Source organism: Streptomyces sp. NPDC051636 (assembly GCF_044453765.1).
Lineage (GTDB): Bacteria > Actinomycetota > Actinomycetes > Streptomycetales > Streptomycetaceae > Streptomyces.
The window spans coordinates 21,790-38,643 of the sequence record NZ_JBITDA010000028.1 but is presented as its reverse complement, the minus strand read 5'-3'; the positions used below and the strand labels follow the sequence as shown (position 1 = coordinate 38,643).

General features: G+C 70.5%; 14 protein-coding genes. 4 read left to right on the top strand and 10 right to left on the bottom strand.

The window, feature by feature from the left end; genetic code table 11:
* Nucleotides 1–516 precede the first annotated feature (516 nt).
* From ACIBBH_RS34605 to ACIBBH_RS34590, 4 genes are read left to right on the top strand one after another with little or no spacing between them, the layout of a single operon-like run.
* The gene (locus ACIBBH_RS34605; protein ID WP_399411590.1) at nucleotides 517–1,602 is read left to right on the top strand and encodes an extracellular solute-binding protein; all 1,086 of its coding nucleotides are present in this window, start codon (nucleotides 517–519) and stop codon (nucleotides 1,600–1,602) included.
* Entirely contained in the window at nucleotides 1,602–2,489 is an 888-nt protein-coding gene (locus tag ACIBBH_RS34600; protein ID WP_399411588.1) for an ABC transporter permease, read from the top strand. Before ACIBBH_RS34605 ends, ACIBBH_RS34600 begins: the two co-directional genes overlap by 1 nt.
* Before the next feature lie 10 nt (nucleotides 2,490–2,499).
* Entirely contained in the window at nucleotides 2,500–3,306 is an 807-nt protein-coding gene (locus tag ACIBBH_RS34595; RefSeq protein WP_399411586.1) for an ABC transporter permease, read from the top strand.
* Nucleotides 3,307–3,309: 3 nt separating this feature from the next.
* On the top strand, nucleotides 3,310–4,428 hold the full coding sequence (locus ACIBBH_RS34590; RefSeq protein ID WP_399411584.1) for an ABC transporter ATP-binding protein: 1,119 nt from the start codon (nucleotides 3,310–3,312) through the stop codon (nucleotides 4,426–4,428).
* Between the two features lie 61 nt (nucleotides 4,429–4,489).
* Here the strand turns inward: ACIBBH_RS34590 and ACIBBH_RS34585 are convergent, their stop codons facing one another.
* From ACIBBH_RS34585 to ACIBBH_RS34540, 10 genes are all read right to left on the bottom strand, one after another.
* On the bottom strand, nucleotides 4,490–5,755 hold the full coding sequence (locus ACIBBH_RS34585; protein ID WP_399411582.1) for a PucR family transcriptional regulator: 1,266 nt from the start codon (nucleotides 5,753–5,755) through the stop codon (nucleotides 4,490–4,492).
* Nucleotides 5,752–7,167 carry a phytoene desaturase family protein gene (locus ACIBBH_RS34580; protein WP_399411580.1) on the bottom strand — a complete coding sequence of 472 codons (1,416 nt, stop codon included), beginning with the start codon at nucleotides 7,165–7,167 and terminating at the stop codon, nucleotides 5,752–5,754. Before ACIBBH_RS34580 ends, ACIBBH_RS34585 begins: the two co-directional genes overlap by 4 nt.
* The gene (locus ACIBBH_RS34575; protein WP_399411578.1) at nucleotides 7,160–8,902 is read right to left on the bottom strand and encodes a DUF3556 domain-containing protein; all 1,743 of its coding nucleotides are present in this window, start codon (nucleotides 8,900–8,902) and stop codon (nucleotides 7,160–7,162) included. The genes ACIBBH_RS34580 and ACIBBH_RS34575 overlap by 8 nt, the downstream gene beginning before the upstream one ends.
* 19 nt (nucleotides 8,903–8,921) lie before the next feature.
* Complete coding sequence (locus ACIBBH_RS34570) at nucleotides 8,922–10,310, bottom strand: class I adenylate-forming enzyme family protein (RefSeq protein ID WP_399411576.1); 1,389 nt, start codon at nucleotides 10,308–10,310, stop codon at nucleotides 8,922–8,924.
* 367 nt (nucleotides 10,311–10,677) lie between these two features.
* On the bottom strand, nucleotides 10,678–11,925 hold the full coding sequence (locus ACIBBH_RS34565; RefSeq protein ID WP_399411574.1) for an acyl-CoA dehydrogenase family protein: 1,248 nt from the start codon (nucleotides 11,923–11,925) through the stop codon (nucleotides 10,678–10,680).
* Nucleotides 11,922–12,878: a 3-hydroxyacyl-CoA dehydrogenase NAD-binding domain-containing protein gene (locus tag ACIBBH_RS34560; protein WP_399411572.1), complete on the bottom strand. Its 957-nt coding sequence runs from the start codon at nucleotides 12,876–12,878 to the stop codon at nucleotides 11,922–11,924. The genes ACIBBH_RS34565 and ACIBBH_RS34560 overlap by 4 nt, the downstream gene beginning before the upstream one ends.
* Nucleotides 12,879–12,915: 37 nt before the next feature.
* A complete protein-coding gene (locus ACIBBH_RS34555) occupies nucleotides 12,916–13,671 on the bottom strand; it encodes an acetoacetate decarboxylase (RefSeq protein ID WP_399411570.1) in 756 nt (251 codons plus the stop codon).
* Between the two features lie 20 nt (nucleotides 13,672–13,691).
* Nucleotides 13,692–14,462: a crotonase/enoyl-CoA hydratase family protein gene (locus tag ACIBBH_RS34550; RefSeq protein ID WP_399411568.1), complete on the bottom strand. Its 771-nt coding sequence runs from the start codon at nucleotides 14,460–14,462 to the stop codon at nucleotides 13,692–13,694.
* Between the two features lie 26 nt (nucleotides 14,463–14,488).
* A complete protein-coding gene (locus ACIBBH_RS34545; RefSeq protein WP_399411566.1) occupies nucleotides 14,489–15,658 on the bottom strand; it encodes a CaiB/BaiF CoA transferase family protein in 1,170 nt (389 codons plus the stop codon).
* A gap of 155 nt (nucleotides 15,659–15,813) precedes the next feature.
* Nucleotides 15,814–16,719: a LysR family transcriptional regulator gene (locus ACIBBH_RS34540; RefSeq protein ID WP_399411685.1), complete on the bottom strand. Its 906-nt coding sequence runs from the start codon at nucleotides 16,717–16,719 to the stop codon at nucleotides 15,814–15,816.
* Between the last annotated feature and the right edge of the window lie 135 nt (nucleotides 16,720–16,854).

Genomic DNA, 16,854 nt, shown 5'->3' with positions numbered 1-16,854 from the left:
CACACTCCCGCACTCATTGACGTGCAGTGGGCAGGTCCCTACTGTTGCGCCACGCGGTCGCCGGGCCGGCCCGGACCGCGTGATCCGGATCGCCTTTCCTTGTCCGCGGATCGCCTGATCGTGATGGCGGATGCCCATGGGTTCCGGAAGTCATGGCCGTTGGCGACGGCTGTCGGTTGCAGAGGTCGCAATCCCCGACCTGTGCGCTCATGACGCAGATCGCAGTGCGTGGATCCCCCAGATCACTCCATTTCCGTCCCCGTTTTTCCCTCGTCCCCCCGTTTCCCTCGTCCCCCTGTTTCCCTCGTCCCCCTGTTTCCCTCGTCCCCCCTTTTCGCTCATCACCCTCTTTTCCCTTTTCCCTCTCTGCCCTCTTCTCCCTCTCCCCTCCGGGGCTGAGCCCTGCCGCGCCCCGTCATTGATCGCGTCGCACACCTGTCATGGGTGTACTCCGACGCGGGGCCGTCGTGTTCCAAGAAAGGCATGGTCACCATGAACGAGCAGTCACACAGAAGCATGAGCCGCCGGTCGATCCTGCGAGCGGCCGGAGCCTCCGCGCTGGCGGCACCCCTCGCGGGGGGTCTGCTCACCGCGTGCAGCACCAAATCGACCCCGTCCGCCAAGCCGAACACCACGGTGACCGTCACCTCGTACGGCGGCTCCTACAACGACCAGCTGACCAGGACGCTGCTCAAGCCGTTCGAGAAGAGGACGGGGGTGCGCCCGTCGCTGCTGGCCAACACCAGCCTCGCCGGGCTGAAGGCCCAGGTGCAGTCCGGCGATGTCCAGTGGGATCTGGTGGAGTTGACCGCGCCGGAGTACCTCCAGGCCGTCGACGAGGGGCTGTTGGAGAAGCTGGACTACGGCGTCATCAGCGACAAGGGGCTGCCGTCCTACGCGAAGGCCGACTACGGCATCAAGTATCTGAGTTTCCTCTTCGTGATGGCCTGGGACCAGAAGCACATTCCCGATGCGCAGGCGCCCCAGAACTGGGAGCAGTTCCTGGACCAAGGCCGCTACAAGGGCAAGCGTTCCGTCTACTCGCAGTTGTCCGACAGCTCGATCCTGGAGGCGGCACGGCTCGCCGCCGGCGTCCCCTTCGACAAGATCTACCCGCTCGACGTCGATGCCGCCCTGAAGTACCTGGCCCGGCATCCCGGGCGTGACAGGCTGATCTACCACACGGCCAACCAGGAGCCGATCCAGCAGCTGACCTCAGGTGAGGTCGCCCTCTCGACCAGCTTCAACAACCGGATCAATGCCGCCCGCAAGGATGGCGCGAGACTGAACTTCACGGCCAGGAACAGCGTCGTCGCGGGCGACTACTTCGTGGTCCCCAAGGGGGCCAGGAACAAGGAGGCGGCCTTCCGGCTCCTGGACTTCATGAGCAACGACGCCGCGGCCGGCGCCGACTTCATCCAGACCACGAACCTCACCCTGGCCAACACCCCGGCTCTGGCCAAGCTGCCTTCCTCGGTGGCCGACTCCCTGCCCACCAGCCCCAAGCTGGCGGACTCCGTCCTGGTCCGCGACGACGCCTGGTGGGCCAAGAACCTCAAGGCGACCGAGCAGCGCTTCAAGCTGTGGCAGGCGGGCAGCTGATGACGCCCACCGTCACGCCCGCCGCGACACCCTCATCCGCTCTCACCGGTGCCGGTGCGCCGCGGCGGCGCCGGCGCCCGCGCGGCACGTGGTTGCTGCTGCTGGCGCCCGCCCTCGCCTTCGACGCCGTACTCTTCCTGACGCCCCTCGGCAAACTCGCCGCGGCGAGCACCCACGACAACGCCTACCAGCGCGTGCTGAAAGACCCGCTGGTGTCTCGGTCGCTGCTCAACACCTTCGAGATCAGCGCGCTGTCGACGCTCGCCACGGTCGTGCTCGGCTACCTGCTGGCCGTGGTGATCTGGCGGCGCGGCCCGCTGGCGCGGGTCGTCCTCTTTGCGCTGGTGCTGCTGCCCTTCTGGACGGGCGTCCTGGTGAAGAACTTCGCCTGGGCGGTCCTGCTGCAGGACAACGGCCTGGTGAACACCGCACTGCAGGGGCTCGGTCTCACCGACGCACCACTGGCCCTGCTCCACAACCGCTTCGCCGTCGTGCTCGGCATGGTGCACTATCTGCTGCCCTACGCCGTCTTCCCGATCTTCGCGGCCCTGGCCGCGATCGACGACCGGCTCGAACTGGCGGCCCGGTCGCTGGGTGCGGGCGAGGCGTCGGTCTTCCGGCGGATCATTCTGCCCCTGACGGTGCCGGGGGTCTCGGCCGCGGGTCTGCTGGTGTTCATCATCAGCACGGGGTTCTTCATCACACCCGTCGTGCTCGGCGGCCCCGGCGACATGATGATCGCCAACCAGATCGATTTCTACGCACGGCAGTTGACCGACTTCGCCGGTGCGTCGGCGCTCGCGCTGCTGCTGACCGTCGTCGTGAGTGTGCTCGTCGCCGTATACCAGCGGATCCTTCGTGCAGGAGGCGAATATGAGGCCGGTTAGACCTCGACATGTGTCCTCGCTGATCGCCTCCGTGCCGGTCTTCGTCTTCCTGGTGGTGCCGACGCTGATCGTGCTGCCGGTGGCGTTCACCGGAAGCCGCTACATCACCTTCCCGCCCCAGCAGTTGTCCACGGCGGCGGTCACCGGATTCTTCAGCGACCAGGCGTGGATGACGGCCCTGTCCGCGAGCCTCCAGGCGGCCGGAGTCTCGGTGGTGATCGCGGTGCTGCTCGGGGGGACGGCCGCGGTGGCGCTGCACGGGCGTGAGTTTCCCGGGAAGGCTGCGGTGACGGGCGTGCTGCTCGCACCGATGATCGTGCCCGCGGTGGTGATGGCTCTGGCGTTCTACCAGTTCTTCATCTCCCTCGGCATGGTGGGGACGGTCCTGCCGATCGGCCTCGCCCATGCCGTGATCGCCGTGCCGTACGCCTTCCTGACCGTGCGGGCCAGCCTCGCCGGGCTGAACCCGGCCCTGGTCCGCTCGGCGAGCAGCCTGGGCGCCGGAGCCTTCTCCGTCATGCGGTTCGTCTATCTCCCGGTCATCCGGCCGGGGCTCGTCGCGGGGGCCCTGTTCGCCTTCTCGGTGTCCATCGACGAGACGGTCATAGCGCTGTTCCTGCAGTCCCCGAGCGCGACGACGCTGCCGGTGAAGATGTTCACCGACATCCAGTACAACCTGACCCCGAAGATCGCCGTGTCCTCGGCGATGCTCGTCACCGTCGCCACGCTCGGTCTGCTCGTACAGGCCTGCTTCACGATCCGCCGCCGCTCCGTCGCGCGGCTGCTGCCCCTGACCGCCCCCGACCAGACAGGGTGAACCATGACGACCACGAGCACAGTCCAGGCATCCTCCGCGGTTCCCCAGGAGCGGTGCGGCGCCATCGAGCTGCGGGGTGTCCGCAAGACGTACGGGAACGTCGCCGCCGTCGACGATCTCGATCTGTCGGTCGACCCGGGCGAGTTCGTCACGCTGCTCGGGCCGAGCGGCTCGGGCAAGACCACGACCATGATGATGGTCGCCGGCTTCGAGGAACTCACCTCCGGCACCGTGCTGATCGACGGCAGTCCGGTGGACCGGCTGCCCCCCAAGGACCGCAACCTGGGCATCGTCTTCCAGAGTTACGCCCTGTTCCCGCACATGAGCGCCGTCGAGAACGTCGAGTTCCCGCTGCGCATGCGCGGGATCCAGCGCGGCGAGCGACGCAGGCGCGCGGAGGAGGCACTCGCCCGCGTCGGTCTCGCCGGGTTCGGCGACCGTCGTCCGCGGCAGATGTCCGGTGGCCAGCAGCAGCGCGTCGCGCTCGCCCGTGCGCTGGTGTTCAACCCCGCGGCCCTGCTCCTGGACGAACCGATGGCCGCCCTGGACAAGCGCCTGCGTGAGCAGATGCAGGACGAGGTCAAGACACTGCAGCAGTCGCTCGGCATCTCCGTCCTGTTCGTCACCCATGACCAGGACGAGGCCATGTCCATGTCCGACCGGATCGTGGTCATGCGCGACGGCAGGATCGTGCAGGAGGGCGCCCCCGCGGACGTGTACGCACATCCGCGTACCGACTGGGTCGCCAACTTCCTCGGCGACACCAACCTGCTGCCGTGCACGGTGCTCGAACGCAAGGACGGCGAGGCCGTCGTCGACCTCGGCGCATGGGGAGTCGGCCGGGTACGGGATCGCGGGGCCAAGGGCGACGCGTACGCGGTCTCCATCCGCCCCGAACATCTGCGGTTCGTCGACGCCGACCGCACCGAGAACCGCGGTTCCGGCCGGGTACTGTCCTCCACCAGCCTCGGGGCCACGATCCGCCACCGACTGCACGTAGGCGGCCAGGACGTGGTCATGCGGGAACTCGGCACGGGCTCGCGCGCCACCGGCCGCCTCGACGCCGAGGTGACGGTCGGCTGGTCCCCGGAGGAGGCACAGCTGCTCGTCCTGGAGCACTGAGGGCTGAGGGCTGAGGAGGGCTGCGTGGCGCGGGGACGTCACCTCACCCCAGCCCTCGTCATCATCGCTTGCGGCGCAGGACCTTCGCTCCGTGCCAGCGGCAGACGTTGAGGGCGAAGTGGAGGTCGAAGGCGTTGGCGTCGAGGTCGAGGTGGTAGTGGTCGACGGCGCGCTGGACGCGGTAGTGGACCGTGTTGCGGTGGACCATCAGCTGGTCCGCGGTGGCGGCGTAGCTGCGATTGGTGGCGAGGAAGACGCGGAGCGTCTCGCGCAGGAGTGCGCGTCGGCGGTCGTCCACGGCGAGGTCGCCGAGGGTGTCGAAGACGAAGTCGGCCAGCTCGCGGGGCTCGTCGACCAGGAGAGCGACGGGGGCGACGCGGCCGAAGGCCACCACTTTCGGGGTGCCGGCCCCCGCGGAGAGGGCGAGGGCCTTGGCGCGGGCGGCGGCGCGGGTGCTGCGGCGGAAGCCGTCGAGGCCCGGCCGGACGATGCCCAGAGCGACCCGTACCGGTAGCGCGGCGTCGGCCAGTCCGGCGGCGACGGTGTCGGGATCCACCGGGCAGCCAGGGCTGACGGTGAGCCAGATCCGGGCGTCCGCCTCGTCGGTGTGGACCAGCAGGGGGCGGCCCTGTGCGTGCAGGACGGTGTACAGCAGCGAGGTCAGCCGGTCGAAGACGGCGGCGGGGTCGGTGGTCGCCGTCGTGCCGTGGAGCCAGCCCTCGACGGCCAGATGGCTGCCGGACAACCGGTAGTCGAGGGCGGCCTCGGCCTGGCGCAGATCCACCCGGGGGTTGTCGAGGAGCTGGTTGACCCAGTACTGGCGCAGCACGCCCCGGCTGCCCACCCAGCGTTCACGCTCCTCCTCGTAGACACGGCCGATCTGGTCGCAGACCCGGTCCAGATAAGCCGAGGTGAGGCTGACGAGGGCGATGACGGTGCCGGCCGGATCGGGCAGCCCCAGTCGGACGGCCTCGCCGAGGACCAGGTCCAGGCTCTGCGCATGGCCGAGCCGGTAGGCGCGCAGCAAGGCCGAGAGCGGAACGTCGCGCTGGGCGAGCCTGCGGGCGTAGGAGACGGCCGAGGCCGGTGCGTCCACGGTCTGCGGGTCGATGCGGTTGATGATGACGTGCAGGGCGGTGACGATGTTCTCGGTGATGCTGGCTTCCAGGAGCCTGTGCAGCGGTTCGTCGTGTTCGAGTTGGGCGATCTCCGCCTCGGTGGTGGCGACCAGTCGGGCGATGACGTCGTCCCGGTTGGCCTGTATCACCTGGGCCGCGAGAACGACCGGATCCGGTGCCCCGTCCGGCCGCTGCACAGGACCGCTCACCGGTCCAGGTACCGCAGTGCGGAGCGGGCGGCGTTCGCACCGCACATGCCGTGCACCCCGGCACCGGGCGGGGTGGCCGCCGAGCACAGGTACACGCCGGGGATGCCGGTGCTGTAGGGGTCGAGGGCCACCCGGGGGCGCAGCGCAAGCTGCGTCTCGGTGTTGGCCCCGCCGATGATGTCGCCCCCCACGTAGTTGGGGTTGTACCGGGACATCTCCACGGCCGAGCGGACGGCGATGCCCACGATGCGTTCCCGGAAACCGGGGGCGAACCGCTCGATCTGGCCGAGCACGGCCTCGGTGGCGTCCCCCGTGTAGCCATGCGGTACGTGCGCGTACGCGTAGACCGGGTGGACGTCCCCGGCCGAGCGGCCCGGGTCGGCGAGGTACTGCTGGGAGAGCAGTACGAACGGTCGCTCGGGCATGTGACCCCGGCTGGTCTCCCGCTCCGTGCGGACGACCTCTGCCAGAGTGCCGCCGAGGTGCACGGTGCCGGCCTGGCGGCAGGACTCGTTGGTCCACGGCACCCCGCCGGCCACGGCCAGGTCCACCTTGAACGCCGCCGGCCCGTGGCGCCAGCGCAGATAGGCGCGCCGGACGCGCGCCGGCAGTGCCGGACCGCAGATGCCGACGGCGGCGCGCGGGGCGACGTCGAGCATCACGGTCCGGGCGGGCGGGAGTTCGGTCAGCGAGCGCACGTGCACGCCGGTCTCGATGGTGCCGCCGAGCTCCCGCAGGAGCGCGGCGAGCGCCTCGGCGATCACGCGGGAGCCACCGCGGGCGACGGGCCAGCCGTAACGGTGCCCGGCGGCGACGAACATCAGCCCGAGCGACGCGGTCAGCGGGCGCGTCAGCGGATGGAAGGCGTGCGCCGCCGCCCCCGCGAACAGCGCCCGGGCCTCCTCTCCGCGCCAGCGCCGAGCCACCATCGTGGCCGGCTGCAGCGCCCGCACCCCGAACCGGCCGAGGCGGACGGGATGGGCCGGCAGGTGTACCACCGGCCGCAGGACGTCGTCGAGCAAGGCGTCGAAGTCGTCGGTCAGTGGCGCGAACAAGCGCTCCCAGGCCGGGCCGTCCGCGCCGAGCCCGCGCGCGGTCCGCTCCACGGACCGGACCAGCACCCCGGCCCGCCCGCCGTCCAGCGGATGGGCCAGATCGACCTCGGGCCAGGCCCATTCGACGCCGTACCGCTCCAGGCCGAGGGTCCGCAGGAACGGCGAGCCGACGCCCAGCGGGTGTACCGCGGAGCAGTGGTCGTGCAGCAGGCCGGGAACGGTGAGTTCGCTGCTCCTCGTGCCGCCGCCGATCTCGTCGGCGGCTTCCAGGACGGTCACCTTCAGGCCCCGCTGGGCCAGGGCGACGGCGGCGGCCAGCCCGTTCGGGCCGGCCCCCACCACGATCGCGTCACTCATGTACGGCCGCCACCTCGGTCGCCGGCCGCGGGCGCGCGACGGGCTCGACGGGAATCGCGGGCGTCTCGTCGTCGAGCCAGGGCTGCCGGACCACCATCTCCCGTACGTTCACATAACCCTCCTCGATCAGGCCGCTCGCCGCGTCCACGATGCGGTAGTGCTGGCGCTGGCGGTGCGTCGGCTGTGACTCGAGCAGGACGACGCGCAGGTCGCCCGGCGCGAAGCCGCACCGCTGCTGTACGGCGGCCACCAGCTGCTCGTTGTGCAGATGGCCGTCGCCGAAGTTCCAGCCGAGGACCGCTCCCGCCACCGTCTCGCCCTCCCGCACATCGTAGGACTCCACGTCGTCCACGGCCCGCGGCAGCAGTCCGGCCAGCGCGCGGCCGTGGCTGTGCATCGCCCGCCAGGCCAGCCCCTGGTGCAGCACCAGTTCGGCGGCGTCGGCGCCGTACAGGCGGGTGAGCTGGTCGACCGGCAGACCGGAGGCCTTGACGATGTGCTCGTTGAGCCGCTGCTCGGTGCCCTTGCGGAAACACCACAGGCTGGTGGGCCAGTTGCCGGCGTAGTAGCGCATCGAGGGGAGGAACGACACCAGGTCGGGACGGATGTGCCCGAGCACCGGGACCACCACCAGGCCCAGCACCAGCGCCGCGGCCAGCAGCGGGGAGTGCACGGCGAAGGCGCCGACCGCCGCGTCGTGGCCGAAGAGGACGATTGCCGAGTAGATGAAGAAGACGTTCCACTCCAGCGGCACCCCCATCGGGAAGGTCGACATGATGTGCAGATGGAAGACGACCATCACGGCGAGGGCGATCGTGGTGACGGGCCCGCCGTGGGAGAGCACCAGGACCAGCGGCACCACGTACTCGATCACCGTGCCGCTGTGCGCGGCCGCGGCGGCGAGAGCGGACGGCCGGAGATCGTCGGGGTAGTGCCGGTACAGCCGGCGCTTGAACCAGGCCGGGTGCAGCGGGCTGTTGCTGATCATCACGGCCACCACGAACGGGAAGTGGCGGTTGAGCTTGGAGGACGCGGCGCCCCACCACAGCGCGAGCATGACCAGTTTCAGCGCGGCGGTCATGTCGCTCACCGGGAACAGGAAGATCAGCAGCGTCAGTCCGTAGTGCTCCGCGCGGGCGGCGAGGAAGACGGTCTTGTCGCGCAGCCCGAGCAGCGCTAGCAGCACCGCGAGCACGGCGACGCGCCACGGAGCCAGCACGCCGGCCGCGTCCCCGTCGCCCGGTGAGCACAGCAGCCACACCGCCGCTCCCAGTACCGCCGCGTACAGGGCCACGTCGGCCACCGTGCGCCGGGTCCCCCCGGTGAACGGAATCCGGCCGGGCCAGGGGGGCAGTCGTACGGTGCCGGGGCGCAGCCAGTGCAGGAAGGCGCCCACCGGCGGCACGAAGTGTGAGCTGAGCGGGCCCGAGCCACAGCCGAGTCCCAGTACCTCCCACAGCACTGTCCAGACGACGAGCTTCTGATAGACGATCGGTTCCGCCCACCAGGAACCGAAGTCCGTGATGCCGCCGACGCCGGGAGTCGCGGAGACGACCGCCATGCCGCCGAGCGCGTACGCGGTGATCTTCACCAGGTACAGCAGGTGCACGATGCGGGGGGTGCCGAAGCCGTGCATGACCCAGTGCTCGGCCAGCGGCCTGATGCGTTGCTGGTAGGGGCGGCTGCGCCACTGCTGTATGTCGACGTCAGCCGTGTCCGGTGCGAGGAATCCCATGACTGCCTTCCGTTTCTGTTCAGCCGGCCGTGGTGACGGCGGTGGTCCTGGCCCGCAGCGCGGGCTTGTCCGTCTTGCCGACGGGATTCCTCGGCAGTCGGTCGACGAGGGTGATCTCGGCGGGCACCTTGAACCGCGCCAGCCGGGCCCGGCAGTGGCCGAGCAGGTCGGTTGCGGTGGCCGCCGCGCCCGTGCGCAGTGCCACGAAGGCCACCGGTACCTCGCCGAGCCGCGGGTCGGCGGCGCCCACCACGGCGGCCTCGAGCACGTCGGGGTGGTCGCCGAGGACGGTCTCGACCTCCTTCGGGTAGATGTTCTCGCCGCCTCGGATGATCATGTCCTTGATGCGGTCGACCAGCACCAGATAGCCGTCCTCGTCGAAGCGGCCGACATCGCCCGTGTGCAGCCAGCCGTCGACCACGGTGCGGGCGGTCTCCTCCGGGCGGCCCAGGTAGCCGCGCATCACGTTGGGGCCGCGCACCACCACCTCACCGGTCGCGCCCGCCGGCAGGATCCGGCCCTGCCGATCCATCACGGCGACCTGCTGGCCGGGCAGCGGCCGTCCGACCGTGCCGGGCTTGCGCGGGCCGTCCAGCGGGTTGGTGGTGGAGGCGCAGGTGCCCTCGGACAGGCCGTAGCCCTCCAGGATCGGGATGCCGTATCGGCGCTCGAACCGCTCGATGAGCGCGGGCGGCATCGGGGCCGCCCCGCAGGCGGCGAACCGCACCGACGAGGTGTCGGGCCGTACCCGGTCCGGCAGTTCGGCCAGCATCGAATAGATCGCCGGGACCCCGGAGAAGCAGGTCGGGCGGACCGCGGTGACCAGGTCGAAGAAGGTCTCGGCCCGGAACCGCCCGGCCACCGTGACCCGTCCGCCGGCCAGCAGCGGGGACAGCACGCCGACCACGATCCCGTTGACGTGGAAGAGCGGCAGGATCAGCAGGCTGTGGTCGGCCTCGGAGAGCCGGGCGGTCTCGATCATCATCCGCGCCATGGCCGCGAGGTTGGCGTGGTCGAGCATCACGCCCTTGGGCCGCCCGGTGCTGCCGCTGGTGTAGATCAGCAGGGCGAGCGCGTCCGCGTCCGTCTCCGGTGCGGCCTCGTCTTCGGGCCCGGCGCCCAACTCGGTCACCGTCAGCGCCCCGGCCAGCGGCGACGGCTCGGCGGTGACGACCACCGCGGCACCCGCGTCGCCGAGCTGGTACCGCACCTCGCTCTCGGTGAGGGCCGGGTTGACCGGGGTCACGGCCGCGCCGAGCCGCCAGGCGGCGAAGAGCGCGACGACGAGGTCCGCCGTGTTGGGCAGCAGCAGTGCCACCACGTCCCCGCGCCCGACGCCCCGCGCCCGCAGGGCCGCCGCGGCCCGGCGCACCCGGCAGGCGAACGCCGTATTGTCCAGAATTGCCATATCGTCAGCGATGCAGGGACCGCCCGCGTCCCGCCGGGCCCGCAGATCTGGCAGTTCCGCGATATGCATGTCGGCTCCTCGAAATACGTCGACGCTGTCGGGCGGACGCAGTGCGCGTCCCGACGCGGGACGGATGTCCGGTACGTGAGGAGAGACGGTACGAATCCGCGGCCCTCGCGGCCCATGGGCGCGGGCGACGACGCTCGGTGCGGCACTTGTGCGCGGCGCACGAACCCGGGCGCCACGCAGGCACTTTTCCGCGCCGGCACCGCGGCGTAGCGGGCCGGGGCGGCACCCGTGCATGGGTCCGCGCCGGCGCCGAGGCACAGGTGCCCTCGGGGCCGGCGCGGGTCGACGGGGGCCGCGGTCAGACGAAGGCGCTCTCGCCGGTGACCGCCTTGCCGACGATGAGGGTGTTCATCTCGCGGGTGCCTTCGAACGAGTAGATCGCCTCGGCGTCGGCGAAGAACCGGGCGATGTCGTAGTCGAGCACGATGCCGTTGCCGCCGAATATCTCCCGGCACCACCCGACCACTTCTCGCATCCGCGAGGTGACGTACGCCTTCGCCAGCGAGGAGTGCTCGTCGCGGAAGACGCCGGCGTCCTGCAGCCGTGCGAGCTGTACCAGCATGCCCCAGCAGGCGGTGATGTTGCCGAGGCTCTTGACCAGCAGGTCCTGCACCAGCTGGAACCGTGCGATCGGGCGGCCGAACTGCCTGCGCTCCTTGGCGTAGTCCAGCGCCAGTTCGTAGGCGCCGATCATCACGCCGAGGGCCTGCCAGGCGACCCCGCTGCGGGTGGCGCGGAGGATCTCCGCCACGTCACGGAAGGAGTTGATCCGCTGCAGCCGGTTGGCCTCGGGCACCTTGACGTCGGTCAGGGTGATCTCGGCGTTCTCCACGATCCTGAACGCGATCTTGTTCTCGATCTTCACCGGGGAGAAGCCCGGGGTGCCCTTCTCCACCACGAAGCCCTTGACCTTGTCATCGGCCTCGTCGCGGGCCCAGACCACCACCAGGTCGGCGAAGGTCGCGTTGCCGATCCACCGCTTGGCACCGTTGAGCACCCAGTTCTCGCCGTCCCAGCGGGCCGTGGTGCGCATGCCCCCGGCCACGTCGGAGCCGCCGAGCGGTTCGGTCATCGCGAAGGCGCCGATGGTCTCCAGCGCGGCCATCGAGGGCAGCCAGCGGTCCCGCTGTTCCTGGTCGCCGCCGCGGTAGATGCTGTACATCGCCAGGCCGCTGTGCACGCCGAAGAAGGTGGCGCTGGAGGCGTCGGTGCGGGTGTACTCCATCGAGAGCATGCCGACCAGCAGGTTGCTTCCGGCGGGCAGGGGGTCGCCGTACCCCTCGTAGGGGACGCCGGCGAGGCCCAGCTCGCGGAACCTGCCGATGAGCTCGTGGGGGAACTCCCCCTTGGCCCAGTACTCGTTGACCAGCGGCTTGACCTCGGTGCGCATGAACGACCGGGCCCGCAGCAGCAGTTCGCGCTCGTGCGGGGGCAGCAGCGACTCGAAGCCGTAGAAGTCCGCGGCCGGCCGCTCGTCGGCGGAAGCCTTCTCGGGCGCCTTGCCGGATGCCTTCTCGGATGCCTTCTCGGGCAGCAGGGCGGTCATGACCGGGTCTCCTTCTCCAGGCTGGTGGCGCTGTCCCGGGCGGACAGCACGGCGATCTGCTTGGCGTCGCGTTCCTGAGTGAGGTCGGCGTAGGAACGGGAGCCATAGGCGTCCTCGACGGCCGCGACGAGCCGTTCGGTCTGCTCGGGGGTCTGCTCCGGGCGGCCGAGCGAGTCCCACATCCGCTGCATCGACACGCCGATGTGCTCGGCCATGTGCCGGTAGCCGCCGGGGCCGCCGCCGAGGTGCGCGCCGAGGAACGGCCCCACCGTCGCCCAGCGCAGACCGAGCGAGTTCACCATCACGGTGTCCAGTTCCGCCGGGCTGACCACGCCCTGCTCGACCAGGTAGATCGCCTCCCGGCTGAGGGCGTTCTGCAGGCGGTTGCCGACGAAGCCGGGGATCTCCTTGCGTTCCACGACCGGGACCCGGCCGACGAAGCGGTAGAAGTCCACGGCCCGCGCCACGCTCTCCTGCGAGGTGCGCTCCCCCGGCACCACCTCCACCAGCGGCACCAGGTGCGGCGGGTTGAAGGGGTGGCCGATCAGGATCCGGCCGGCCTCCTCGATGGTGTCGGTGAACGCCGTGGCGGGGATCGCCGAGGACGAGCTGAGCAGCAGCGCGTGCGCGGGGGCCGCGCCGACCAGGGTGGTGAACAGCTCCCGCTTGAAGTCGGCGTTCTCCGGTCCGTTCTCCTGGACGATGTCGGCGTCGCGCACCGCGTCGGTGACATCGTCGGCGATGTGCACCCGCCCTGCGAGGCCGTGCACGTCAAGGCCCTGCGCGGCCAGTTGCCCGGCCGCCCGGTCGAGCGCCTCGGCGACCGCCTCGGCCAGGTCCGGCCGGGGGTCGGTGACGCGTACCCGCATGCCGTGGCCGGCGAAGAGCGCGGCCCAGGACAGGCCGATCGTCCCGGCGCCGACCACTGCGGCGGTGGTGAATGGCTCGGTCATCACTTGTCTTCCTTCTGCGTACGTGCCACGGCCGCGCTCACCGCCCGGGGTGGGCGGGGCAGGCCAGGTAGTCGTGAACCGGCTTCACCGGCGCCAGGGTCAGGTCGGTCAGGATGTGGCTGGCGGAGACGATCTCGCGCACCGGCAGATCGGCCAGGGGTGCCAGCGCGTGCTCGAAGAGCTGCAGCCGGGCGGGACCGGTCCAGGCGCCCTTCACCGTGATGTCGGTGATCTCGGTGCGCACCAACTGCGCCACCTGCGCCGCCCCGTCGAAACCGGGGACCAGTTTCAGCATGTAGGTCGGCACACCGACCTGGGCCACGGCCTCCTCGACCGACAGCTCGTAGTGCTTGTAGCCCATCGTGGCGGTCGCCACCCGCAGCGTGCCGACGTCGAGGACACCGACCAGCGCTCCGTGGTCGACGTACAGGGCGGGCGATCCGGCGGTCTTGGGATAGGCACTGGCCTCGCGGCCGGACGTGATGGCCGGAAGGTTGTCCAGGTACATCGCGTGCAGGTACTCGCCCCGCTCGCCCTCGTAGCGGACCGGGATCGCCTGGCCGGACTCGGTGTACGGCCCGTATCCGCTGACGTCGCCCATGCGCATGACCTCGAAGCGCACCAACGGCTCGTCGATTTCGAGGGGTTCCGGCACCACCGCGCGCAGCGCCTCGGGGTCGGTGCGGTAGACGATGTTGAGGTACTCGCGGTTGGTGAAGCGCGGCACGACCGGCGGATAGGCCGGGTTGGCGAGCGGCGTCGCGATGTGCCGGGGTACGTGGTGCTGATGCATCGTGTGTTCTCCCTCGGGTTCTACCGGCCCTGCCATACCGGGGAGCGCCGCTCGGTGAAGGCGGTCATGCCCTCGCGTACGTCGGCGGAGGCGGCGAGCCGGGCCATCCGCCGCCCCTGGACGGCGAACGCCTCCTCCTCGGGCACGCCGTCGGCGAAGCGGGCGAGTTCCTTGACGGCGGCCAGTGCCAGCGGGGCGTTCTGCGCGATCCGCTCGGCCAGCTGAAGGGCGGTGGCCACGGTCTCCCCGGCCCGCACCACACGGTTGGCGATGCCGAGCCGCCCGGCCCGTTCTCCGGTGACCGGTTCGCCGGTCAGCAGCATTTCCATCGCCAGGTGGTACGGGATGCGTTTGGGCAGCCGGATCACTCCGCCGCCCGCCGCGATCAGTCCGCGGCCGACCTCGGGGAGGCCGAACCGGGCGTCGTCCGCGGCGACGATCAGGTCGCAGCCCAGGGCCAGTTCGAAGCCGCCTCCCATGGCCCAGCCCTCGACGGCGGCGATCAGCGGCTTGGTGGTGCGGGCCTGGGTCAGGCCGCCGAAGCCGCGCCCGGGGATCTCGGGCGATTCACCGGCCAGCGCGGCCTTGAGGTCCATTCCGGCGCTGAACGTGCCGCCGGCGCCGGTGAGGACGCCGACCCGCAGGCCGGGGTCCGCCTCCAGTTGGTCGAGGGCCGTGGACAGTCCGGCGGCGACGGCCGCGTTGACCGCGTTGCGCGCCTTCGGCCGGTCGATGGTGATGAGCAGTGCGGAACCGGTGGTCTCGGTCCGCACCTCGGTGGTGCTGTGCATGGTGTGCGTCCTTGCTTGTCGGCCGGTCAGCGGCCGGTGGCGAGTTCCTGGAAGACCTCTTCGGTGTGCTGGCCGGGCAGCGGGGCGAGCCGGCGGACGGAAGCCGGAGTGGCGGAGAACCGCACCGGGATGCCGACCGAGCGGATGGCGCCCTCGCTGGGGTGGTCCACCACGTCGAGCAGCCGGCCGCTGCGCACGTACGGGTCCTCGGCGGCCCGGTCGAGTTCGAGCACGGGGGCCATCGGGATGCTGTGCTTGGCGCAGACCCGCTCCCACTCCTCGGTGGTCAGGCTCGGCGAGCACTCCCCCACCAGCTCCATCAGGGCATCGACGTCGTCATCGGCGATGGACTCGCCGTTGACACGCGGGTCCGCGGCGAGATCGGCACGGTCGGCGGCGAGGAAGAAGTCCCGGAAGTTCTGCGGGTTGTACGGCATGACGCAGGCGAGGCCGTCCTGGGTGGGCACCGCGCGGTGCCCCCTCTTCATCGACAGCGGGAACCCGGTGGGCCCCTCCGGCGGTTCGAAGACGTGGCCGGCCAGGTGCTCGACGAGGTTGAACGCGATGAGCGTGTCGGTCATCGGGATCTCGACGTACTGGCCGGCGCCGGTGCGGGCACGGTGGACCAGCGCGGCGAGCACCGAGTAGACGATGGTCAGCGCAGCGACCTTGTCGCCGATGATCGTCGGCAGGTACGCCGGGGTGCCCAGCGCCCGGTTGGCCACGTCCACCAGGCCGGAGGCGGCCTGCACGGTCTCGTCGTAGGCCGCGTTGCCGGCCCGGTCGGAGTCGCTGCGGAATCCCTGGGCGTGGGCGTAGACCAGGCCGGGGTTGCGGGCGGCGATGTCGGCGTGGCCGAGGCCGAGGCGGGCGAGGGCGCCCGGGCGCATGTTGGTGATCAGCACGTCGGCGCTGTCGATCAGTTCGAGGGCCCGTGTGCGGTCGGCGTCGGCCTTGAGGTTCAACGTCACGCTGCGCTTGTTGCGGTTGACGTTGAGGTTGAGCGGGGTCATGCCGGGCGTGGTGCGGTACGGACCCACCCGGACCGTGTCGGACGGGGACTCGATCTTGATGACGTCGGCGCCCAGGTCGCCCAGGATCTGCGCCGCGTAGGGCCCCATCACCACCGTTGACAGATCGATCACCCGCACGCCGTCCAGCGGACCTGTGGTGCCGGCGGCCGTGATGTCCATCATCACTCCTGTTCATGCAGTAATTTCATGGCGAATGTTTCCACCGACGACGTTATGCGTGAACAGGCTGAAAGGGAATGATCAACTGGCGAACAATGGCATGACCGCAGCGGTCACACCGAGTCCGGCATTCCGCGGAAATGGCATCCGGAAATTACTCAGACGGTGATGACCTCGCTGAAGATCCGGCGGGCCCGGACAGCGACCTCACTCAGGTCCCCACCGGCGTCCGCCCGGTCAGCGCGGAACAACAGGCCGGTCGTCAGGGTGGGTTGGAAGTCCTCGACGGGCAGTACGGCCACGTTGTCCAACCGGTACAGGTGCATGGGGCTCTCCGGCGAGAGCATGGTCATGGAAAACGCGATGCCGGAGGAAATCAGTTCCGAGCTTCCGGAATAGTCCGCCATTTTTATGCGGATTCGCTTCTTGACGCCGACCGAATTAAGACGGGCGTCGATTTCCTCGAAATAGGCCGGGGTGGCGTCGTTCGGTGTGGCCACATAGGACAGGTCGGCCAGCTCCTCCAGGGTGACGGACGCCCGCCCCGCGAACCGGTCGGCCGGCACCGCGGCACCCAGCACCTCGCGCATCACCTCGATGATCTCCAACGCCGGCTCGGAGACCGGCAGCCGGGCCAGCGCCATGCCGAGCCTGCCGTCGCACACCGCGTCCGCCAGGTCCGCCGACGTGCCCGGCCAGCGCTTGAGTTCGCACACCTCCCGGCACGCGTCCTCCAGCAGCCGGACCCGCTCCCGCAGCAGCGGATGCACTCCGGCGGGCATCCCGATGAACAGCCGGTCCAGCCGCGGGCGCACCGCCTCGCTCAGCCGCCACGGGATCGAGTTGACCCGCTCCAGGATGTCGCGCGCCATCGGCAGCAGCGCGGCACCCGCCGGGGTCAGGTCGACGCGGTGGGTGGTGCGCTCGAAGAGCTCATGACCGAGTTCGCGTTCGAGGTCCTTGATCCGCTGGCTGAGCGGGGAAGCCGCCATGTGCAGTCTGCGCGCCGCCTGCGAGAAGTTGAGTTCCTCGGCCACGGCGACGAAGTAGCGCAGGTGCAGCATGTCCACGCAGGCCACCCTACCCACGGCGAGAGTCGCCGGCCGCACGAGCGCCGATGCCGCCGGCTGTGTCCGCTCGCCTCATCCGTGCAGCTCAGATGCCGTGGCGCCCGTGTACCACCACCGCACGAAGTTCTT

Bases quoted from the DNA above. Each gene is read 5' to 3' on its own strand.
- ACIBBH_RS34545 (WP_399411566.1), bottom strand. From the start codon at position 15,658: ATGATGGACATCACGGCCGCCGGCACCACAGGTCCGCTGGACGGCGTG.
- ACIBBH_RS34605 (WP_399411590.1), top strand. From the start codon at position 517: ATGAGCCGCCGGTCGATCCTGCGAGCGGCCGGAGCCTCCGCGCTGGCG.
- ACIBBH_RS34540 (WP_399411685.1), bottom strand. From the start codon at position 16,719: ATGCTGCACCTGCGCTACTTCGTCGCCGTGGCCGAGGAACTCAACTTC.
- ACIBBH_RS34580 (WP_399411580.1), bottom strand. From the start codon at position 7,167: ATGAGTGACGCGATCGTGGTGGGGGCCGGCCCGAACGGGCTGGCCGCC.
- ACIBBH_RS34555 (WP_399411570.1), bottom strand. From the start codon at position 13,671: ATGCATCAGCACCACGTACCCCGGCACATCGCGACGCCGCTCGCCAAC.
- ACIBBH_RS34550 (WP_399411568.1), bottom strand. From the start codon at position 14,462: ATGCACAGCACCACCGAGGTGCGGACCGAGACCACCGGTTCCGCACTG.
- ACIBBH_RS34590 (WP_399411584.1), top strand. From the start codon at position 3,310: ATGACGACCACGAGCACAGTCCAGGCATCCTCCGCGGTTCCCCAGGAG.
- ACIBBH_RS34600 (WP_399411588.1), top strand. From the start codon at position 1,602: ATGACGCCCACCGTCACGCCCGCCGCGACACCCTCATCCGCTCTCACC.
- ACIBBH_RS34560 (WP_399411572.1), bottom strand. From the start codon at position 12,878: ATGACCGAGCCATTCACCACCGCCGCAGTGGTCGGCGCCGGGACGATC.
- ACIBBH_RS34565 (WP_399411574.1), bottom strand. From the start codon at position 11,925: ATGACCGCCCTGCTGCCCGAGAAGGCATCCGAGAAGGCATCCGGCAAG.
- ACIBBH_RS34575 (WP_399411578.1), bottom strand. From the start codon at position 8,902: ATGGGATTCCTCGCACCGGACACGGCTGACGTCGACATACAGCAGTGG.
- ACIBBH_RS34570 (WP_399411576.1), bottom strand. From the start codon at position 10,310: ATGGCAATTCTGGACAATACGGCGTTCGCCTGCCGGGTGCGCCGGGCC.